We start from the raw sequence: 16504 nt of genomic DNA, 5'->3' as shown, positions 1-16504 counted from the left end.
CTTCTGACAGGGCAAAAAAAGAGCTAGGATGCAGTTAAAATATGCGACCTAGCTCTTAGACTTTGTTAAAAATACTTCCATTTATTGGCTGAAGTTCGATCGCTTCGTCACGATTATGCTATGCCATTTACACACCTCTTCGTAAAGTTTTGTAATACGCTCTAGTTTTACTTTAGTTGCTAAAATAAACTCATAACGACTATGATTTAGTAAAAAGAGTAGCAAAAGCTAGCATCAACATTTTGTTGGTAGGACTTGAATATGGCTAGATTAGAAGGAAAATATGTCTTAATTACAGGAGCGTCACAGGGATTGGGACGGCAACTAGCGATCGCTTATGCTCAGCAGGGAGCCTCTGGGATAGCGATTGTGGCTCGAAGAGAAGAAGCTCTTAACGAGGTACGCGATCGTGTCTTAGAAGTTGCTCCGAAAACAAATAAAACAACTGTTGTGGTTGTCAGTGCAGATCTCACTCAACCAGGAGAAGTTGAGCGTGTGACAAATGAAGTACGCAAGCGCATTTTAGCTGAAGCTACCTCTCAAACAAAAGTCTTGACGATCGCAGCCGATCTAGCTCGACCCGAAGACATTGAGCGCGTGGTTGCCACAACTTTAAATGAATTTAACGGAAAACTCGACGTACTAGTCAACAATGCTTCAACAATTGGTCCAGCCCCAATGCCATTTCTATTGGATTATCCCTTAGAAAACTTCCACAGCGTCATCAACACCAATTTGATTGCTCCGTTTCTCTTAATTAAAAAAGCCTTACCAGCAATGATCGAAAGGGGTGGCTCGATTATTAACGTAACGAGTGATGCTGGAGTGAGAGGATATCCGGGCTGGGGAGCCTATGGAATCTCGAAGTTTGGTATAGAAGGGATGTCCGAAACCTGGGCTGCTGAATTAGAAGGTAGTGGCGTACGAGTGAATTGGGTCGATCCAGGAGACATGAATACTGCAATGCATCGTGCTGCAGAACCAGATGAAGATCCAACTCAGTGGACCGATCCAGCAGAAGTTACAGATGTGTTTGTTTACTTGGCTTCGGATGAATCTCAAGACGTAAACGGACGGAGATTTCAAGCTCAAGAAGAAAACTGGGGACAGAATAATTCATAATTCCTAATTTAAGAAGTAACAACTTATGGCAACTCCTTTTACCTTTACTCTTCCTATTGAACTCTTAGCCAAAGAGCCACCAGAACGGCGGGGGATTGGACGCGATCGCGTGCGGCTGATGGCAATCGATCGCACCATCAACAAGGTTGAACATACACGATTTGACCGGATCGGTGAATTCCTTCGTCCTGGCGATTTGCTTGTTTTTAATTCTAGTCGCACGCTTCCGGCTTGCCTTAATGGTTGTGAAGTGCCAAGAGGCGACTGTATGGAAATTCGTTTAGCACAGCATCTCCCAGATGATTCCTGGTTAGTACTACTGCTGTGCCAACAAGGCGATCCTTTTTCCTGTGGACTTCGCAGTGGGATGCAAATTGACTTTGAGCAAGGGTTAACAGGTACAGTTTACGATCGCGATGTTAATATTCCCAGACTTTGGAAACTCCGTTTCTCCAAATCAGGTACGGAGTTAATGGATTTACTTTATCGTTTGGGGCGTCCGGTTCGCTATGAGTATGTTTCTGCCCCTTGGGAGCTAGATTATTACCAGACAGTCTATGCTAAAGAACCAGGGAGTGCGGAAATGCCCTCAGCAGGTCGTGCTTTTACCTGGAAACTGCTTTTCGATCTCAAGCATCAGGGTGTCCAAACAGCTTATATTGTACTTCATACCGGGCTTTCTTCTTATATGGACGATGCTCTTGATGCTCAACACCCTGCCTCAGAAGAAGAATACTTTATTAGCGAGGTAGCAGCTCAAAAGATTAACCAAACACACCTCAATGGTGGACGAGTCATTGCCGTAGGAACTACAGTCGTAAGGGCGTTAGAATCAATAGCAGACGACACGGGAAAAGTGAAAGCCGAACACGGATACACGCGACTGCATATTACAGCCAATCACAGGCTGAAAACCGTGGATGGTTTGCTAACTGGAATGCACGAACCAGAGGCTAGCCATCTCGACTTGTTGACTGCTTTCTTAAGTGCCGAGAAAATTCGGGATTCATATGAAGAAGCGGTACAAAAACAGTATCTCTGGCATGAATTTGGAGATTTAAATCTGATCGTTTAATCCGAGTGCGGGAGTAAATTGGTTTATGGCAGGTTTAACCGCTTGCGAGCACCAAATCGAAACAGCTTATCGGGTAGTATTGCTTTGAGGCGAGGTAACCATTGCGCCTCATTGCCAACACGATATCGCAATTGCGGTGACTGGCTTTGTGCTACAGAGACAATGGTTTGTGCAACTTTTTCAGGATTGTCACCTTGTGCAATTGCCTTTTGGACTGATGAACGAATAACATCACGTACATTGTCGTAGTCAGCATAAGTCAAGGTGGGTTGCAACATGGCACTGTTGAAGTTGGTCTTGAAATAACCAGGCTCAATTAAAGAGACTTTGATATTGAACGGATCTAGTTCCACGCTAAGTGCTTCACTATAACCTTCGAGACTAAATTTACTGGCTGAATAAAAACCTTGACCGGGTGCGCCTATCAATCCTGCTACCGAACTCATATTGATAATATGCCCGCTACGCTGCTGTCTCATGATTGGCAAAACGGCATTAGTGACACGGACAACTCCCCAAAAGTTTGTTTCAAAAATCTCCTTGGCTTGTTCTAAAGAAGTTTCTTCAAGCATGCTGGCATGTATTTGTCCGGCATTATTAACAAGCAAATCAATACGGTTGGTCTGTGCGAGCAACTGTTTTATGCACGATTGTACTGAGGAGTCAGATTTAACATCCAATATCAGCATTTCTACTCCCGATATGGCTGAATGCTCTTTGCGACTGGTGCCGAAGACAAGATATCCCTTTTGAGCCAGTAATTGAGCACTTAACTGTCCAAACCCAGATGATGCTCCTGTAACTAGTGCAACCTTTTTGTTATTCATAAGATTTTACTTTGGAGTTTTATATTTTATTTAATTAAAAGTAGAGCGTGACATTCTCTCTATATTCATCTGCTTTTTAGGTGAGAAATTTGGGGTGGAATTGGAAGAGCGGTGCGGTGGGGGGGAAGCACTTTATGTCATCAGATATATGTAAGCGAACCGCAGTAGCGATTAACTTAAGCATTAGAAAAATGCGCTATTCGGTCTTGGAAAGTCTTAATATGGGAGATAGGGCTTTATGCTAGTTCACATCATTGCTGATTACGGTTTTGGCGACCTCGCTTTTGCAGAAGTCGTGCAGCGCCTCAAACTCTATCTACCGGATGCCGAACCGATACTCACACCGGTGCCAGCTTTTGCCACCCTAGCGGCAGGATTTTGTGTCGCCCAGTTGGGCTTGAATAAAGCCCCCGCTGGGACAATCATTTATCACAACGTAGCGCCTCGTGAAGATGATGAACAGGCGCGTGCTGGTAACGCGGGCGAACGTCTTGCTTTCGCCCGCTTATCAACGGGTGTGCGGGTTATAGGCGTCAATGCTGGTTATGCCTTTTCGTTCGTGCGCGATCTCGCAGTTGAGTTACGGTGGGCTGCGGTAGCCGCTTCTGGTTCGCAGTTTCGGTCTCGCGACCTGTTTCCAGAGGCGGCTGGAGCGATCGCACTGGGTCAACCCGATGCTCTAGGTGAGGAGATTTCTTTTTCTGATATACCGGAGATACCCCTCAACTGTATTGCTTATATTGACGGCTATGGCAACTTGAAAACCACGATTCAACATGATGCTACCAAGGGAAGCTCCGGTCAAAAGGTTCGTTTGCAAATTGGAGAGAAGGAACGGGAAGCGACGAAGAGCGATGGCAGCTTTGCGGTAGAATCCGGAGAGTTAGCTTTTGCCCCAGGTAGCAGTGGCTGGATCGATGCCCAAGGCGAACATACCCGTTGGATGGAAGTTTTTCTACGCGGTGGTAATGCTTGGGAATCATTTAATTGTCCATCAATCGGTACCCACATACAAATCAGTTAAAAGATTTACAGAGCAAGAAACATAGATCGAGTTATCATTTTTTTCGCAAATAAAGCAAAGCTTTGCCTAGTTTTATTGATTCACTACAACAATGTCTGAGCCATTAATTATTGTTGATATACAATCCGCTTTTATCAACGAATTCACTCATCACATCGGGCAACGAGTAGCCAGTTTAATCCAACGAGATGAGTATGCACCCGTTTTATTCACTCGGTTCATCAATACATCTGATGGACCGTACCAGAAATTCCTTGATTGGCACAGCTGTAGTCATGAACCAGAAATTGATATTGTCCCAGAATTACAACCCTGGGTTCAACCAGAACTCGTTTTTTCTAAGCTGGGTGTGTGCGGGATACCGGATGACCTGACAGACTACTTTCACAAGCAGTGTTTTGAGCGGGTTTTTATAGTCGGTATTGACACTGATATGTGTGTGTTGAAAATTGCAATGGATTTTTTCGACATTGGCATTGAACCAATCGTACTCACTGATTGTTGCGCTAGTACGGCTGGCTTACAGGCACATCTAGCAGGGTTAGCGGTACTCAGTCGAAATATCGGTGCTTTTCGTCTGCGTGAAGCTGGTCTTTCTGAAGGTATGCTAGCCGCGCCAGTAAAACACAATAAGGATAGGTGTTCCTAACTACAGCAAGGTACTCTCCCCTCCCCTACCTCCCCTACTTCCCCTACCTCCCCTGATTCAATAACAATTCTCAACCAGATTTTTTGAAACCTCTTAAGATTTGATACATTAAAGTGTTATTTCTACCGACTCAGCAGCTTGACAAATTAATTTCCAAGCTTGCTCCACATGAATTCTTTCAGTGGTTGCTTGCCCAATCGACATTCGTAAAGTAAGTTTTTGGTTAAGCTGAGTTGAAGTTAGGTAAAGTTGTCCGGAGGAATTAAGACTATTGAGGATTACCTCATTAACCCGAGCGCTACCTTTATGACGAAAACAGACTAGGTTGAGGGGAGGATTTACAACTAGCTCAAAGCTTGAGTGCGATTTTACCCATTCCGCAAATTCTTGTGCTAAAGCTATATGCTTGCGAACGTAATTTTGTAAACCTTCAATGCCGTAATATCGAATCACAAACCAAAGTTTGAGACTTCTAAATCTTCGCCCGAGAGGAATTTGCCAGTCCCGGTAGTCAATGACTTTGCCGGATTCGGTAGCCTGATTTTTTAGATAATCTGGCACGATTGAAAGAGCCTGAGTCAGTTTTGCTCTGTCTCGAACGTAAAAGCAAGTACAGTCAAAATTGGTCATCATCCATTTATGAGGGTTAAAACAGTAGCTGTCGGCTAGCTCCAACCCCTGATGAATCCATCGAAACTCAGGACATATAGCGGCTGTACCACTCATAGCTGCATCTATATGTAGCCAGATATTGTATTTCCGCGTAATTTCTCCTAACTCTGGAATGGGATCGATGGCATGAGATGAGGTAGTTCCTATAGTAGCTGCCAAATAACAAGGGGTTAAACCGGCATTTATATCTGCTTCAATGCACTGCTGTAGTAAATCTGTACGCATAGCATAGGTAGAATCAACTTCTATCAAGCGCAAGTTTTCCAGGCGCAGCCCTGCTATTTTAACCCCTTTTTCAATTGATGAGTGTGTCTGAGTAGAAATGTAAACAACCAATTTGCTAATATCTGCTTTTGCCTGTTCTCTGGCGGCTAGTAAAGCGACTAGAGAAGCGCTACTAGCTGAATCTTGGATAACTCCTCCCCCAGTCCCAGAAGATAGGAATTGTTTTGGTAGTTCCAGCATATCTACCAGCCAGTCTAAAACATGGGTCTCTAATTCAGTACAAGCAGGAGAAGTTGCCCATAACATTCCCTGTACTCCCAAACCAGCACTGATTAACTCTCCTAAAACTGAGGGTGCAGAAGTACCTGTGGGAAAGAAGGCGAAGAAGTTGGGAGATTGCCAATGAGTGAGACCGGGCAGAATAATTTCATTCAGGTCTTTTAATATTGCCTCGAAAGACTCGCCCTTTTGGGGTGCAGTTTCCTGTAGCTTACCTTTGATACCTCCAGGTTCAACTTGAGACATAACAGGTAGCTTCTCTACATTCTCCCAGTAATTAGTTATCCAATCAATAACTTGATATCCCCAATGGCGAAATTCTTCTGGAGACATATGGTAATTTTGTTGTGGTGCCATTAGAAGCCTCTAATACAGTAAAATTTTCTGTGAAATCTCTAACCTAAAATGGTAGTAACGTTCATCCTTTTTATCAACTTGCCTTAAACTTAAGTGATATCATGTCCGCTTATATATCTTGAATAAAACTCACGCAAAGACGAGGCAGCGCGTTGCAGTGAATCCATCCCTGTAGGTGGTGAGACCAGTGCTGATAGTGAAGCGTGGCACGAAAGTGCCATAGGAGGGTTTCCCGACCTAGGCAACTGGCGTATAGCTCAATACGGTTCAGTTAAGACTCGATCCTCATTGCAAAAATCAAAGCCCAAAAAACTGATTATTTTATAGGGTGGGCACTGCCCACCACCCCTTATTGAGAAGGTACAAGATGTCAGACAGCTTACTCATGAATACTGCCATCTGGCATGATAGCACCAGTAAATTTTGGATCGACGAGGTTAGCGCTAGTAAGATTAGCATCTTTCAAGTTGGCTTTTTCTAGGTTTGCGTTTTCCAAATTTGCACCCCGCAAGTCGGCTGACGAAAGGTTCGCCCCACTTAACTTTCCTAAACTTATATCTTGCACCTGGAAATTTGAATGTCAATTCCGTGACTAAGTGCAATCGGACGCATTCGTTCAAGGTCAAGTAAAAAGCAACACAGAAGTAATTGTGGAAATATTGTTTGAAATGCGATTCGTGCAGCTTCTCCCCAATCAGGTAGATCTGTAGTGGCGAGCGATAAATAAGCCCAATGCGCCAAAACATAAGAGATAAGCGACAGTACCAACCAACGATCAACTCATTCGAGTGTTCCTTGCCCAAAACGATGCAAGCCAAAACGGTGCTTTGCAGTTTTAAACCAACCAACTAGGCTGCCATCGTCGTTTACCCCACCCTTCGGGTTCGCCAGTCGCTACAACGGGGGGAACCCCCGCAACGCGCTGGCTCACCAGGAAATGGTGCTAGCTTTGAGGGCTTTTGTAGACACGAGAAATCGTTTTTCATACTTCCCATCATCACGTTTAAAATAGTACCAGGATACAGAGACAAGAAACTTTAAGCCCACCAGACGTAGTTGTTGTCCTCGCTTATGTAATTGAGAGACACAGCGTCCATCCGCCAACTTACGGGTACAAGCACTTGCGAGCAATTACGTGGTACTTCAGCTTTCGGACATCGTGTAGAAATTCTACACTGCCAAAGGCTGTATCCACAAGAACCATCACCTTAAAGTGTTTGGTTAGTTTTTTAGGCAAACATTTGACCAGCCTTAATCCCAACTGTGCTGGGGAAGGAGTTCCTTTTCCTCTCCATACACGGAAACTCCACAGCTGCCACCGACCAACAACCAAATACATCACAACCAGAGGCAAGCCTCGTTTTCCGTTGTAGACGCGAATTAAATTTTCAAATCCCTTAAATTTTCCGAATTTCACGCCTAGTTGTCAGGTCAATAATCACTTGTAGAAATGGTTGACGCCCCAATGGACGCTCGGACAACATCTCCTTGTTACACTTTTGCCTCTTTATTCGCCGCTCTGCGGGTTACCCTTACAGGTACAAGATATAAGCCTCTCACTAGCAGCTTTCAGCGCTAGTAACATATGAAAGAAACACATTTTACCTAAATTTCTAAAACCCTTGCTATATCTTGCTTTCAAAATGTGTTTCTTAGGAGGTAAGAAAAGGTAGGTGTTTGTACAACCCTATGTTTAACTTGCCCAAAAAGACGCCCATAGTAACAGCAGCGCACAATTAAATGCGTTGTACTACCTGACTCTAAGCAAAGATTTTTGTAGGTGAGCAGTTTCCACAGCTCTAAACACTGTAACCTTAACGATCGCATACGATTGAAATATCGAGCTTATGGGAATCCAATACGGCAATCTCAGTTTATACGGAGTACATAGGGATGAGTTGATTAACTACCTATCGGAAGTTAGTCGAGAGGCTTATGTATCAACAAATATCAATGATTTCATAACTATATACGATCGGGTTGTAGATGGGCCAAATAGGAAAGATGTAGCTAATTTAACCAAGCTAGATTCAAGAGCTAGAGCGATCGTAAATCAATACCGTTATGGGTCGTACTTCACTTTAGTTTGTTTAGCACGTCACTTGTCGAGAATATTTTCTTGTTCCGCTTTGGCTGTTCATGTTTATGATGGGAGCATTTTTTGGTATCACCTGAGTAAAGACGGGGAAATGTTGGATGAGTATACAACTTATGGAGATGAGAACTGGAGACCAGGAAAAGTTTCTAATAAACTTCCTACTCGCCCTCAAATTAAAGGAGGAAATCCAAATAAGTTGTGTATTGCTTTTGGCAAAGAAATAATGCTTGACCAAATAGAAATCATTCTTCGCAAACCTGATAAACTCAGTGATGAAACTTCGTTGGTTAACTTACCTCGCAATGAAGCTTTACTTAGAGTTGAAAGCTATTCGTCACCCATAATTCGACATGAAGCGTTAGCAAGATATCTAGGAATGTGTGCTGGTGAGTGTTGTAGGCATAAACTATCTTGCAATTGATACTGGAGAATTTCCAGAACTTTGGGAAGATTTTTGTTATTGGGAAGGTGATGATGTCCCTACACTTGAAGAAGTTGAACCACTGCTTATAAAAACAAGTTATTCAAATTTCTAAGTGCCAAACATATAGTAATCCTATCTGATTAAAAAAAAAATCTCAAGACTGTAGGTAGTTGCTCTGTCAAACAAAAGTATCATGTGGTGGGCAGTACCCACCCTACGTGCATTTCAAACATCAAATAGGAGTCCTAAACAGAAGTATCATGTGGTAGGCAGTGCTCACCCTACTACCGCGTCCACCTCAAAATGTTGGGTTGAGACTGCAGGGGAGCAGGGGCGCAGGGGGGAAAGAAAAGAAACTAATTAACCGATTAATTTCTACCCAACAAATTAACCTAGATGCGCTACTACGTGCATTTCAAACATCAAATAGGAGTCCTAAACAGAAGTATCATGTGGTAGGCAGTGCTCACCCTACGTGCATTTCAAAAATCAAATAGAAAGCAATGACTTCTAGGAGGCGGTGAGTGTCAATATCCGTCTCAAAACTTCCGCCAAAATACTCGGTTGGAACAATGCAGTTGGTGGCTTGAGCAAATGCAACACTTCTACAAGAACTTTGTACACGTTGGCACTCTGAGTTGCACTTAACATGACTCGATCGAGATACCAATGCATGAATCGGAACGTGAGGCTTGGTTGACCTCCCTCAGTTGTAGGCCAGCGGAAATCATCGCCAGTTGCCATTAACCACGGTACTGTGTTTACTTTGCTGAGTTGTTTTTGAAAACGCTTTTGTAAACCTGTGAGATTTCCATTGGAGGTTTGTAAATTTTGTTGCTTCAAGCACCAATCTAGAGTTAAAGCACCAAGTGTTGCTGCGGTCATGCCTTGACCGTAAACGGGATTAAAGGCGCAGACAGCATCACCCACTATCAAGAAGTTTTCTGGTAACCGTGACATTCGTTCGTAATGACGCAGGCGGTTTTCGGTACGCTGGTAACCATAGATGGGAGAGATTGGTTGGGCATTTTGAATAGCTTCAGAAATCTCTGGGCTTCGCAAACTCCGGGCAAAGTCGAAAAAACCAGCTTCATCAGTGGGGGGATAGTCTTTTCCTACACCAATGAGACTAACTATCCAGCGATTTCCTTCAACTTGATAAAGCACGCCTCCCCTTGTATTGTTTGGAGCGGAGGGTATTATATACAACACCTTATAATCCAATGGTTCTCCAGTTAGGGACTGATACCAGCGAGTCGAGTAGCCCAAAAAAGAGTCGATCGCTGTCTCAATTGGCAGATCGTACCCCAAAGCTTGCAACCACTTAGGCGCTTTGGAATTGCGTCCACTAGCATCTACAACTAACTGAGCAGATAACTCTGTTTCTGTACTGTTGCCATTTCTGATTCGCACGCCTGTCACTGCTGTTTTGCTAGGACTACTTAACAAGTTTGTTACAACAGTTGCTTCTAAAAATTCCACATGACTTTTAGAAGTTAAGCGCTTTCTGATAATAAGTTCGAGTAAATTTCGGGAGCAACTACGGGTAGTTATCTCAGAGGAAAAGCGAGGTGCCCAACCTCCCGGCAATAACCATCGGTAATCTGCTGTCCAATCTATGATGGGAGCTTCGTAAAAAGCCAGTTCATCTTTAAATCCCGGAAAAAGTTGCTCTAAAATCTGTAGTCCCTGAGCTAACAGTACGTGGAGTTGGTAAGACTGAGGAACGCCAGGGCGAGGCACTGGTTCAGAGGGAAAGCGATCGCGCTCAACAACGGTCACCCGGCCAAAGTAGTCTGCCAGCACCCGCGCTACTAACAATCCAGCAATACTGCCACCAATAACGACAGCTTGTCTACAGTCAGGCTTCTGTGGAACAGCGTTGGTAGCTATTTCGGAGTGCAACATTTAACTTTTCCTTTAAGATTAACCTAGAGTCAATATAGGCGATCGCAAATTAAGATTCCCACTGCCACCGGAAGTATCTGCCCGAATTTTACCCTGGTTGTTGAGAAAGATGCGATCGGCATCCACAAACAAATTGCCAGCACTGCCTGTGTCTGAACTACTGAGTGTCACTTGGCAGGCGGTGTGTTGAAAACCCCCCTAGCGGCGCACAATCGGGCTGTTTCATCGTTGGCTTTTAGCCCTGATGGAAAGCAGCTTGCTAGTGGTAGTGATGACGAAACAATTAAGGTGTGGAATCCGCAGGGGCAGTTGCAGCATATTCTAACCGGACATAATAATGCAGTTTGCTCTGTGGCTTTTAGCCCCAATGGGCAGCAACTCGCTAGTGGTAGTTACGATCGGACAATTAAATTGTGGAATCCCAAAACAGGGCAGTTGTTGGGCACTTTCACCGGACATAATAAAGCAGTTTGGTCTGTGGCTTTCAATCCGCAAGGTAATACCGTTGTTAGCGGCAGTGCAGATAAGACTATCAAGATTTGGCAGATCGCGAAAGCGCCTTTAAAGCCACTGTCGCATAAGCGATTTTAATTACTAGGGATCGCCTATCTCCCTGTTATCTTCAATGAGGTGATTTTAATGCAAGCTCAAATTATCAACCAGTTTGGTAGTCCTGATGTTTTTGAGGGAGCAGACATTCCAGTTCCTCAAGTTATACCCAAACACGTATTGATCCGGGTGATGGCAACCAGCGTGAATCCTGTAGACCTCAAAATTCGCCAGGGCGTACCCGCATACGCAAACGTTGCTCCCGATCTTCCTGCAGTGTTGCATGGAGATGTTGCTGGGGTGGTGGAAGCGATCGGCGACGGAGTGAGCACTTTTCGACCCGGAGATGAAGTGTATGCCTGTCCTGGTGGAGTCAAAGGATTTGGGGGTGCTTTGGCTGAATATATGTTGGTAGATGTAGACCTAGTGGCTCATAAGCCCAAGTCCCTCGCCATGACAGCCGCCGCCGCCCTGCCCCTAATCTCGATTACCGCATGGGAAGCAATCATCGAGCGTGCGAAAGTGCAACCGGGACAACGGGTGTTAGTTTACGGTGCAACGGGAGGCGTGGGGCATATCGGGTTGCAACTGGCAAAGTGGGCTGGGGCGAAGGTTTATGCCCTGGTATCGAGCGAGGAGAAGGAGGCGATCGCCCGTAAACTGGGAGCCGATTTCACGATTAACTACCGCCTGCAGACTGTCGAGGATTTTGTGGCAGAACACACAGATGGACAGGGGTTTGATGTGGTGTTTGACACGGTGGGAAATGACAATTTGCAAAATGCCTTTAAAGCAGCAAAGCTGAATGGAACCGTGGTTTCAATTGTTTCCACCTCTAAGCAAGATCTTACCCTACTTCATACCAAAGGACTCACCTTGCATCTGGTTTACAGGCTAATTCCCATAATATATGGTGTGGGTCGAGTGCGGCAGGGAGAGATCTTGACACAAGTGGCTCAACTGGTAGATGCAGGGCAAGTGCATCCCCTATTGGATACCAGAGTCTTCAATTTTTCTGAAGTAGCTCAGGCACACCAACGGGCTGAATCAGGTCAGGCATTAGGCAAAGTTGTACTCCAACAGGGATAAATGAACGCATCAAACCGAAGAATTGTTAGTTTGTAGAAGGATTAGTACTCAGGTTTGAATTTAAATTCCAACTTTAGCTGGAGCCAAGCTTCGATTTTGAGATGGACTCATTCATCAATCACTTTATTGAACAAAAGTTTCAACTCTAAGTGGACGACAAATTTAGAGTCAATTGTATATATTGAACTCATACAAATCTATTTACTGTTAGTGCTTGTGGGTGAAGCACGAATTGTTATGAGGCGACACACGATCGCGCAAGCAATTGCTGGTCCATTGTTGGGCATTGTTCTGACCGCAATTCAACTGCTGTTTTTCAAACTCGCATAAGTGAAAGGCAGGAAAATATAATGACTCAATATAATTATGTTGTCATTGGTGCTGGCTCGGCAGGATGTGTCGTTGCCATTAGTGAGCTGGAACGATCGCAATATTACGGTTGCTGATATCACTCAACTTTATACCCGTAAGAAGAACAATCCAGAATTACTTCACCAAACTGCTCAACTAGAAGCTCTACTGTGAAAGTTGGCGCGACTACTTCCAGAAGCAAAAAAGAGAGCAAGAGTATGTCTGGCAAACACCATAACAATTTCACCACCTATAAACTTACAAGGAGTAAAGTCATGACCACATATCGCACGATTAAGATCGATGGTTTAGATATCTTTTATCGAGAAGCTGGCTCTCGCGATAATCCGACGATTCTGCTGTTGCACGGCTTCCCGACTTCATCTCATATGTTTCGCAACCTAATTCCTGCCTTAGCCGATCGCTTCCATCTGGTTGCACCCGATTATCCTGGCTACGGCAATAGTTCTATGCCAACAGTGGATGAGTTTGACTACTCGTTCGATCGTCTGGCACAGATCGTAGAGAAATTTATTACCGCGATCGATCTCAAAAAATACAGCCTTTACGTAATGGATTATGGTGCCCCTGTTGGCTACCGCATTGCAGCTAAATATCCAGAGCGAGTGGAAGCCTTAATTGTGCAGAACGGGAATGCCTACGAAGAAGGTCTGCGTGAATTTTGGGACCCGCTCAAGGCATATTGGCATTCCCGTTCTCCTGAAAATGCGGACAAGCTCAAACACCTTTTCACTCTAGAAGCAACGAAGTGGCAATATACCAATGGTGTTCGTAATCTGGAAGCAATTAGTCCCGATACCTGGACGGTGGATCAACATTTCCTCGATCGTCCCGGAAACGAAGAGATTCAACTGGCGCTGTTTTATAGCTATGGCACCAACCCACCGTTATATCCACAATGGCAAGAGTATTTTCGTAACTATCAGCCACCGACCCTGATTGTTTGGGGCAAGAATGACGACATCTTCCCTGCTGACGGTGCTTATCCTTACCAGCGCGACCTGAAAGACGTTGAGTTTCATCTACTCGATACCGGACATTTTGCCCTGGAAGAAGACGGGGAGGCGATCGCAAACCACATCACGCAATTTCTCACGTCACGGCTGCAACCCATTCCTGTCTGACTGGCAAGTTAACTTGAAGGACAAGAGAACCACGAACATTAATAATTAAGAAAAACCATGAATATCAATAAAAATGATACTGCAGTAGTCGTCATCGATCCGCAAAACGATGTCTTGAGCGAAAAAGGTATTTCCTGGGACTTGGTGGGTGAAAGTGTTAAGGAGAACAAGACCGTCGAGAACATCGAGCGAATCTTCAAAGCCGCGAAGCAGAATGCATTTGAGGTTTTCATCTCCCCCCACTATTACTATCCCACCGACTATAGCTGGAAATTTGCTGGAACCCTAGAGCAGATGGTGCTTAAGTCCAAAGAATTTTTTCGCAGTGGTGCATTAAGCCTCGACGGTTTTTCTGATTCAGGTGCGGACTGGCTCGATCGCTTTAAACCTTTCATTGAGGATGGCAAGACGGTCGTAGTTAGTCCCCATAAGGTCTTCGGTCCACAGAACAACGACCTCGTTTTGCAAATACGTAGGCGCTCCATGAGCAAAGTCATTCTCCTTGGAATGCTGGCAAATCTCTGTGTCGAATCTCACCTGCGCGAATTGGTCGAGCAGGGATTCGAGGTCGTCGTCGTTAAAGATGCAACAGCTGCCCCTCGACACCCAGAGTTGGGAGATGGCTACAAGGCAGCACTAATCAACTATGGGTATATCGCTAACGCAGTTCTGTCTACGGATGAAGTTGTAAGCCTACTCCAGGCTGGGGACTGACTTCCGATCTAAAGAGCGCAAGATCCGGGTGAATGCCGTTAGTCCGGGAGTGATTCCGACTCCTAGTACCGAGCACTTGGGAGTGGGATTTGTGGACAGCCAAGTCAGCGCTATCCCACTCTTGAGAGTCGGCACACCCGATGAGATTGCCAAAGCCATCCCCATCGATCGCTATTGAAAACGAAGCACCAGCCAAGCTGATTGTCGATCCACCACTTCCCGAACCGCTGTCCCAGGGTCGCGTCTTTATCCAGTATCGAACCGAGAACCTGCGTATGTTGCCAGTGTTCGGCAAAGGTGCTCTTGACGTATCACCACGCCTTGGTCATGTCCATATCACTGTTGACGACGCATCGTGGCACTTTGTTGACACCAGTGGCGAAACGTCGCTCCTGGTCGGACTGGAACCAGGTTCACACAAGGTGTCGATCGAACTAGCCGATCCCATGCACAACGTAATCACCAGCGCAACAGTAATGTTCACGGTGCCATCAATCCGGCATTAATGTCGAAGTAATTCGATGTGAATATTTCAGTCTAATTAGTTTTACAATACTTTTGAAAACAATGAAAACACTACTGAAAAGATCCGCGTTACTTTTTGCTTTGTCAATCAGTGTCTTAGTTAATTTTTCCTTAAGAGCCTCTGCTGATTCTACTGCTAGCATCATCCTAAGTACAAAATGCCAGGGTGGTTACAACATAAATATTTGGCGGAATTACACTTCCGGTGAACTGCTCTATCGCGCAACCAGTCCCAATGGGAATTTGAGTTTAGCTGGAGGAACTAAGCAAGCGACAGAAGGTGTTAAAGTATACAAATTTCGGAATAGAAATTATGAATATTGGGTGTGGGATGGCACGTTGGATAACCCGCAGTCTGGAACTTTAGAGGTGTATAAAAACAACCGTATCCTATTGCACCAGGCTTGTACAAAAAGTTGAATCCTCCTAGAGAGAACGTCCGGTAATCTGCTTGTAGCTACGCCAATTCAGTTTCGTCGAATTAATTCTATCCCTGAAGCTTCGCCTATCTTGGGGCTTTTAGCTTTTGGCGTAGTAGGTCTTGGTTCGGTACACAGAAGGAAATTGAAAGGCTTGTTTGATAGGGAGTTGAACCTGCCGAGCGATTAGAAAAAATTAGGAGGAGCCGAGCGCATGATATGAAATTGATGGGAACGTTCGCTCCACATACTCGTATAATACCGCACAGATCTTTGTGAAGTTTTGTAATACGTCAAGCAAACTTAAAACGTGCAACTTAATCACTATCAACATCAACGTTTGCATGAATTCAATATAGGTAATCGGCTCGCGCTTGTCGTCCACTCAAAGTTGTCACTTTTATGTCATCGAGTGATGGATGAAGCAGTCCATCTCATGGTGGAAGACTGGCTCCAACTTTAGTTGGAATTTGGATTCCAACTTTAGTACACCCTACAAATTGACAAGTCCACGCTTAACGGCAACAATCACCGCTTGCGTGCGATCGCTCACGCCAAATTTGCTCAAAAGTCGATTCACATGAGATTTGACGGTACTTTCGCCAATTCTTAAAGCCGCCGCAATGTCTACATTACTTATCCCCTTGGCTGCCAAACGACCTCTTAAAGACATTGGCACTAGTACATGAAGGCAGAAGTACGTAGGCAGAGGGCAGAAGGCGCAAACGCTTATTCCCAAAGCTTTTACCTCAATCCTAATGGTATAGTTATTTCCGCCAACCCGTACTAGTCTATTGAGGTACAGATTTATCAGCGTCCATCTGCTACAGGCTGCGGTTAATTATTTCTTCTGTATCTGACGAGACTGGGAATTGATATATTAATGTTCGTAGTCAGGTTTGAATTTGGATTCCAACTAAAGTTGGAGATCGGCTTCGATTTTGAGATGGACTCATTCATCAATCGCTTTATTGAACAAAAGTTTCAACCCTAAGTGGACGACAAGTTGAGAGTGAATTGTATATGTTGAACTTATGCAAAAACTAATATAG

General features: G+C 44.6%; 21 protein-coding genes and 1 pseudogene. 15 read left to right on the top strand and 7 right to left on the bottom strand.

Translation table 11 applies throughout. From position 1 onward, the window contains the following. Window positions 1-261 precede the first annotated feature (261 nt). Window positions 262-1122 carry an SDR family NAD(P)-dependent oxidoreductase gene (locus ACKTT2_RS13290; RefSeq protein ID WP_407887512.1) on the top strand — a complete coding sequence of 287 codons (861 nt, stop codon included), beginning with the start codon at window positions 262-264 and terminating at the stop codon, window positions 1120-1122. A gap of 25 nt (window positions 1123-1147) precedes the next feature. Then, entirely contained in the window at window positions 1148-2197 is a 1050-nt protein-coding gene (locus tag ACKTT2_RS13285) for an S-adenosylmethionine:tRNA ribosyltransferase-isomerase (protein WP_407887510.1), read from the top strand. Between the two features lie 23 nt (window positions 2198-2220). On the opposite strand, the gene ACKTT2_RS13280 is transcribed toward ACKTT2_RS13285, so the two are convergent. After that, the gene (locus tag ACKTT2_RS13280; protein ID WP_407887508.1) at window positions 2221-3024 is read right to left on the bottom strand and encodes an oxidoreductase; all 804 of its coding nucleotides are present in this window, start codon (window positions 3022-3024) and stop codon (window positions 2221-2223) included. A gap of 238 nt (window positions 3025-3262) precedes the next feature. Here ACKTT2_RS13280 and ACKTT2_RS13275 point away from each other — a divergent pair, with 238 nt between their 5' ends. Continuing rightward, window positions 3263-4048, top strand: coding sequence for an SAM hydrolase/SAM-dependent halogenase family protein (locus ACKTT2_RS13275; RefSeq protein ID WP_407887506.1), 786 nt, complete (start codon window positions 3263-3265; stop codon window positions 4046-4048). A gap of 91 nt (window positions 4049-4139) precedes the next feature. Next, a complete protein-coding gene (locus ACKTT2_RS13270) occupies window positions 4140-4697 on the top strand; it encodes a cysteine hydrolase family protein (RefSeq protein WP_407887504.1) in 558 nt (185 codons plus the stop codon). 108 nt (window positions 4698-4805) lie between these two features. Here the strand turns inward: ACKTT2_RS13270 and ACKTT2_RS13265 are convergent, their stop codons facing one another. The 3 genes from ACKTT2_RS13265 to ACKTT2_RS13255 form a co-directional block, all read right to left on the bottom strand. Beyond that, entirely contained in the window at window positions 4806-6230 is a 1425-nt protein-coding gene (locus tag ACKTT2_RS13265; protein ID WP_407887502.1) for a pyridoxal-dependent decarboxylase, read from the bottom strand. 379 nt (window positions 6231-6609) lie between these two features. After that, complete coding sequence (locus ACKTT2_RS13260) at window positions 6610-6795, bottom strand: pentapeptide repeat-containing protein (protein ID WP_407887500.1); 186 nt, start codon at window positions 6793-6795, stop codon at window positions 6610-6612. 540 nt (window positions 6796-7335) lie between these two features. Beyond that, window positions 7336-7647, bottom strand: a complete 312-nt coding sequence (locus tag ACKTT2_RS13255) for a hypothetical protein (protein ID WP_407887498.1) — start codon at window positions 7645-7647, stop codon at window positions 7336-7338. Window positions 7648-8077: 430 nt separating this feature from the next. Here ACKTT2_RS13255 and ACKTT2_RS13250 point away from each other — a divergent pair, with 430 nt between their 5' ends. Further along, complete coding sequence (locus ACKTT2_RS13250; RefSeq protein WP_407887496.1) at window positions 8078-8749, top strand: hypothetical protein; 672 nt, start codon at window positions 8078-8080, stop codon at window positions 8747-8749. Window positions 8750-9262: 513 nt separating this feature from the next. Here the strand turns inward: ACKTT2_RS13250 and ACKTT2_RS13245 are convergent. Together ACKTT2_RS13245 and ACKTT2_RS13240 are read right to left on the bottom strand one after the other, a co-directional pair. Beyond that, window positions 9263-10660, bottom strand: coding sequence for an FAD-dependent oxidoreductase (locus tag ACKTT2_RS13245; RefSeq protein WP_407887494.1), 1398 nt, complete (start codon window positions 10658-10660; stop codon window positions 9263-9265). A gap of 18 nt (window positions 10661-10678) precedes the next feature. Continuing rightward, complete coding sequence (locus ACKTT2_RS13240; protein WP_407887491.1) at window positions 10679-10831, bottom strand: hypothetical protein; 153 nt, start codon at window positions 10829-10831, stop codon at window positions 10679-10681. A 12-nt stretch (window positions 10832-10843) separates the two neighbouring features. Here ACKTT2_RS13240 and ACKTT2_RS13235 point away from each other — a divergent pair, with 12 nt between their 5' ends. The 10 genes from ACKTT2_RS13235 to ACKTT2_RS13190 all read left to right on the top strand — a co-directional run bounded on the left by ACKTT2_RS13235 (window position 10844) and on the right by ACKTT2_RS13190 (window position 15915). Next, window positions 10844-11251, top strand: a complete 408-nt coding sequence (locus tag ACKTT2_RS13235; RefSeq protein ID WP_407887489.1) for a WD40 repeat domain-containing protein — start codon at window positions 10844-10846, stop codon at window positions 11249-11251. Window positions 11252-11299: 48 nt separating this feature from the next. Beyond that, window positions 11300-12298 (top strand): zinc-dependent alcohol dehydrogenase family protein, encoded by a 999-nt coding sequence (locus ACKTT2_RS13230; RefSeq protein ID WP_407887487.1) that lies wholly within the window; start codon window positions 11300-11302, stop codon window positions 12296-12298. Window positions 12299-12352: 54 nt separating this feature from the next. After that, the gene (locus ACKTT2_RS13225) at window positions 12353-12628 is read left to right on the top strand and encodes a phosphatase PAP2 family protein (RefSeq protein WP_407887485.1); all 276 of its coding nucleotides are present in this window, start codon (window positions 12353-12355) and stop codon (window positions 12626-12628) included. A gap of 36 nt (window positions 12629-12664) precedes the next feature. Further along, window positions 12665-12823, top strand: coding sequence for a hypothetical protein (locus tag ACKTT2_RS13220; RefSeq protein ID WP_407887483.1), 159 nt, complete (start codon window positions 12665-12667; stop codon window positions 12821-12823). Between the two features lie 101 nt (window positions 12824-12924). Then, window positions 12925-13794 (top strand): alpha/beta fold hydrolase, encoded by an 870-nt coding sequence (locus tag ACKTT2_RS13215; RefSeq protein ID WP_407887481.1) that lies wholly within the window; start codon window positions 12925-12927, stop codon window positions 13792-13794. Between the two features lie 57 nt (window positions 13795-13851). After that, window positions 13852-14508: a cysteine hydrolase family protein gene (locus ACKTT2_RS13210; RefSeq protein ID WP_407887479.1), complete on the top strand. Its 657-nt coding sequence runs from the start codon at window positions 13852-13854 to the stop codon at window positions 14506-14508. A 28-nt stretch (window positions 14509-14536) separates the two neighbouring features. Continuing rightward, window positions 14537-14686 carry a hypothetical protein gene (locus ACKTT2_RS13205; protein WP_407887477.1) on the top strand — a complete coding sequence of 50 codons (150 nt, stop codon included), beginning with the start codon at window positions 14537-14539 and terminating at the stop codon, window positions 14684-14686. Further along, on the top strand, window positions 14655-15014 hold the full coding sequence (locus ACKTT2_RS13200) for a DUF6130 family protein (RefSeq protein ID WP_407887475.1): 360 nt from the start codon (window positions 14655-14657) through the stop codon (window positions 15012-15014). Before ACKTT2_RS13205 ends, ACKTT2_RS13200 begins: the two co-directional genes overlap by 32 nt. A gap of 61 nt (window positions 15015-15075) precedes the next feature. Beyond that, window positions 15076-15453 (top strand): hypothetical protein, encoded by a 378-nt coding sequence (locus tag ACKTT2_RS13195; protein ID WP_407887473.1) that lies wholly within the window; start codon window positions 15076-15078, stop codon window positions 15451-15453. Between the two features lie 309 nt (window positions 15454-15762). Further along, window positions 15763-15915, top strand: a complete 153-nt coding sequence (locus ACKTT2_RS13190) for a hypothetical protein (protein ID WP_407887471.1) — start codon at window positions 15763-15765, stop codon at window positions 15913-15915. A 30-nt stretch (window positions 15916-15945) separates the two neighbouring features. Here the strand turns inward: ACKTT2_RS13190 and ACKTT2_RS13185 are convergent. Next, window positions 15946-16110: pseudogene (locus ACKTT2_RS13185) on the bottom strand (response regulator transcription factor); the annotation flags it as partial. Between the last annotated feature and the right edge of the window lie 394 nt (window positions 16111-16504).

Origin of the sequence: Scytonema hankhaensis NUACC26 (assembly GCF_045865695.1) — a bacterium.
GTDB lineage: Bacteria > Cyanobacteriota > Cyanobacteriia > Cyanobacteriales > Nostocaceae > Scytonema.
Note: the sequence above shows the minus strand (reverse complement) of the source record. Positions and strands in the feature narration are given on the sequence as shown.

Excerpts from the sequence above, each read along its gene's own strand:
- ACKTT2_RS13290 (WP_407887512.1), top strand. The coding sequence starts at position 262 with ATGGCTAGATTAGAAGGAAAATATGTCTTAATTACAGGAGCGTCACAG.
- ACKTT2_RS13285 (WP_407887510.1), top strand. The coding sequence starts at position 1,148 with ATGGCAACTCCTTTTACCTTTACTCTTCCTATTGAACTCTTAGCCAAA.
- ACKTT2_RS13280 (WP_407887508.1), bottom strand. The coding sequence starts at position 3,024 with ATGAATAACAAAAAGGTTGCACTAGTTACAGGAGCATCATCTGGGTTT.
- ACKTT2_RS13275 (WP_407887506.1), top strand. The coding sequence starts at position 3,263 with ATGCTAGTTCACATCATTGCTGATTACGGTTTTGGCGACCTCGCTTTT.
- ACKTT2_RS13270 (WP_407887504.1), top strand. The coding sequence starts at position 4,140 with ATGTCTGAGCCATTAATTATTGTTGATATACAATCCGCTTTTATCAAC.
- ACKTT2_RS13265 (WP_407887502.1), bottom strand. The coding sequence starts at position 6,230 with ATGGCACCACAACAAAATTACCATATGTCTCCAGAAGAATTTCGCCAT.
- ACKTT2_RS13250 (WP_407887496.1), top strand. The coding sequence starts at position 8,078 with ATGGGAATCCAATACGGCAATCTCAGTTTATACGGAGTACATAGGGAT.
- ACKTT2_RS13245 (WP_407887494.1), bottom strand. The coding sequence starts at position 10,660 with ATGTTGCACTCCGAAATAGCTACCAACGCTGTTCCACAGAAGCCTGAC.
- ACKTT2_RS13230 (WP_407887487.1), top strand. The coding sequence starts at position 11,300 with ATGCAAGCTCAAATTATCAACCAGTTTGGTAGTCCTGATGTTTTTGAG.
- ACKTT2_RS13220 (WP_407887483.1), top strand. The coding sequence starts at position 12,665 with ATGTTGTCATTGGTGCTGGCTCGGCAGGATGTGTCGTTGCCATTAGTG.
- ACKTT2_RS13215 (WP_407887481.1), top strand. The coding sequence starts at position 12,925 with ATGACCACATATCGCACGATTAAGATCGATGGTTTAGATATCTTTTAT.
- ACKTT2_RS13210 (WP_407887479.1), top strand. The coding sequence starts at position 13,852 with ATGAATATCAATAAAAATGATACTGCAGTAGTCGTCATCGATCCGCAA.
- ACKTT2_RS13195 (WP_407887473.1), top strand. The coding sequence starts at position 15,076 with ATGAAAACACTACTGAAAAGATCCGCGTTACTTTTTGCTTTGTCAATC.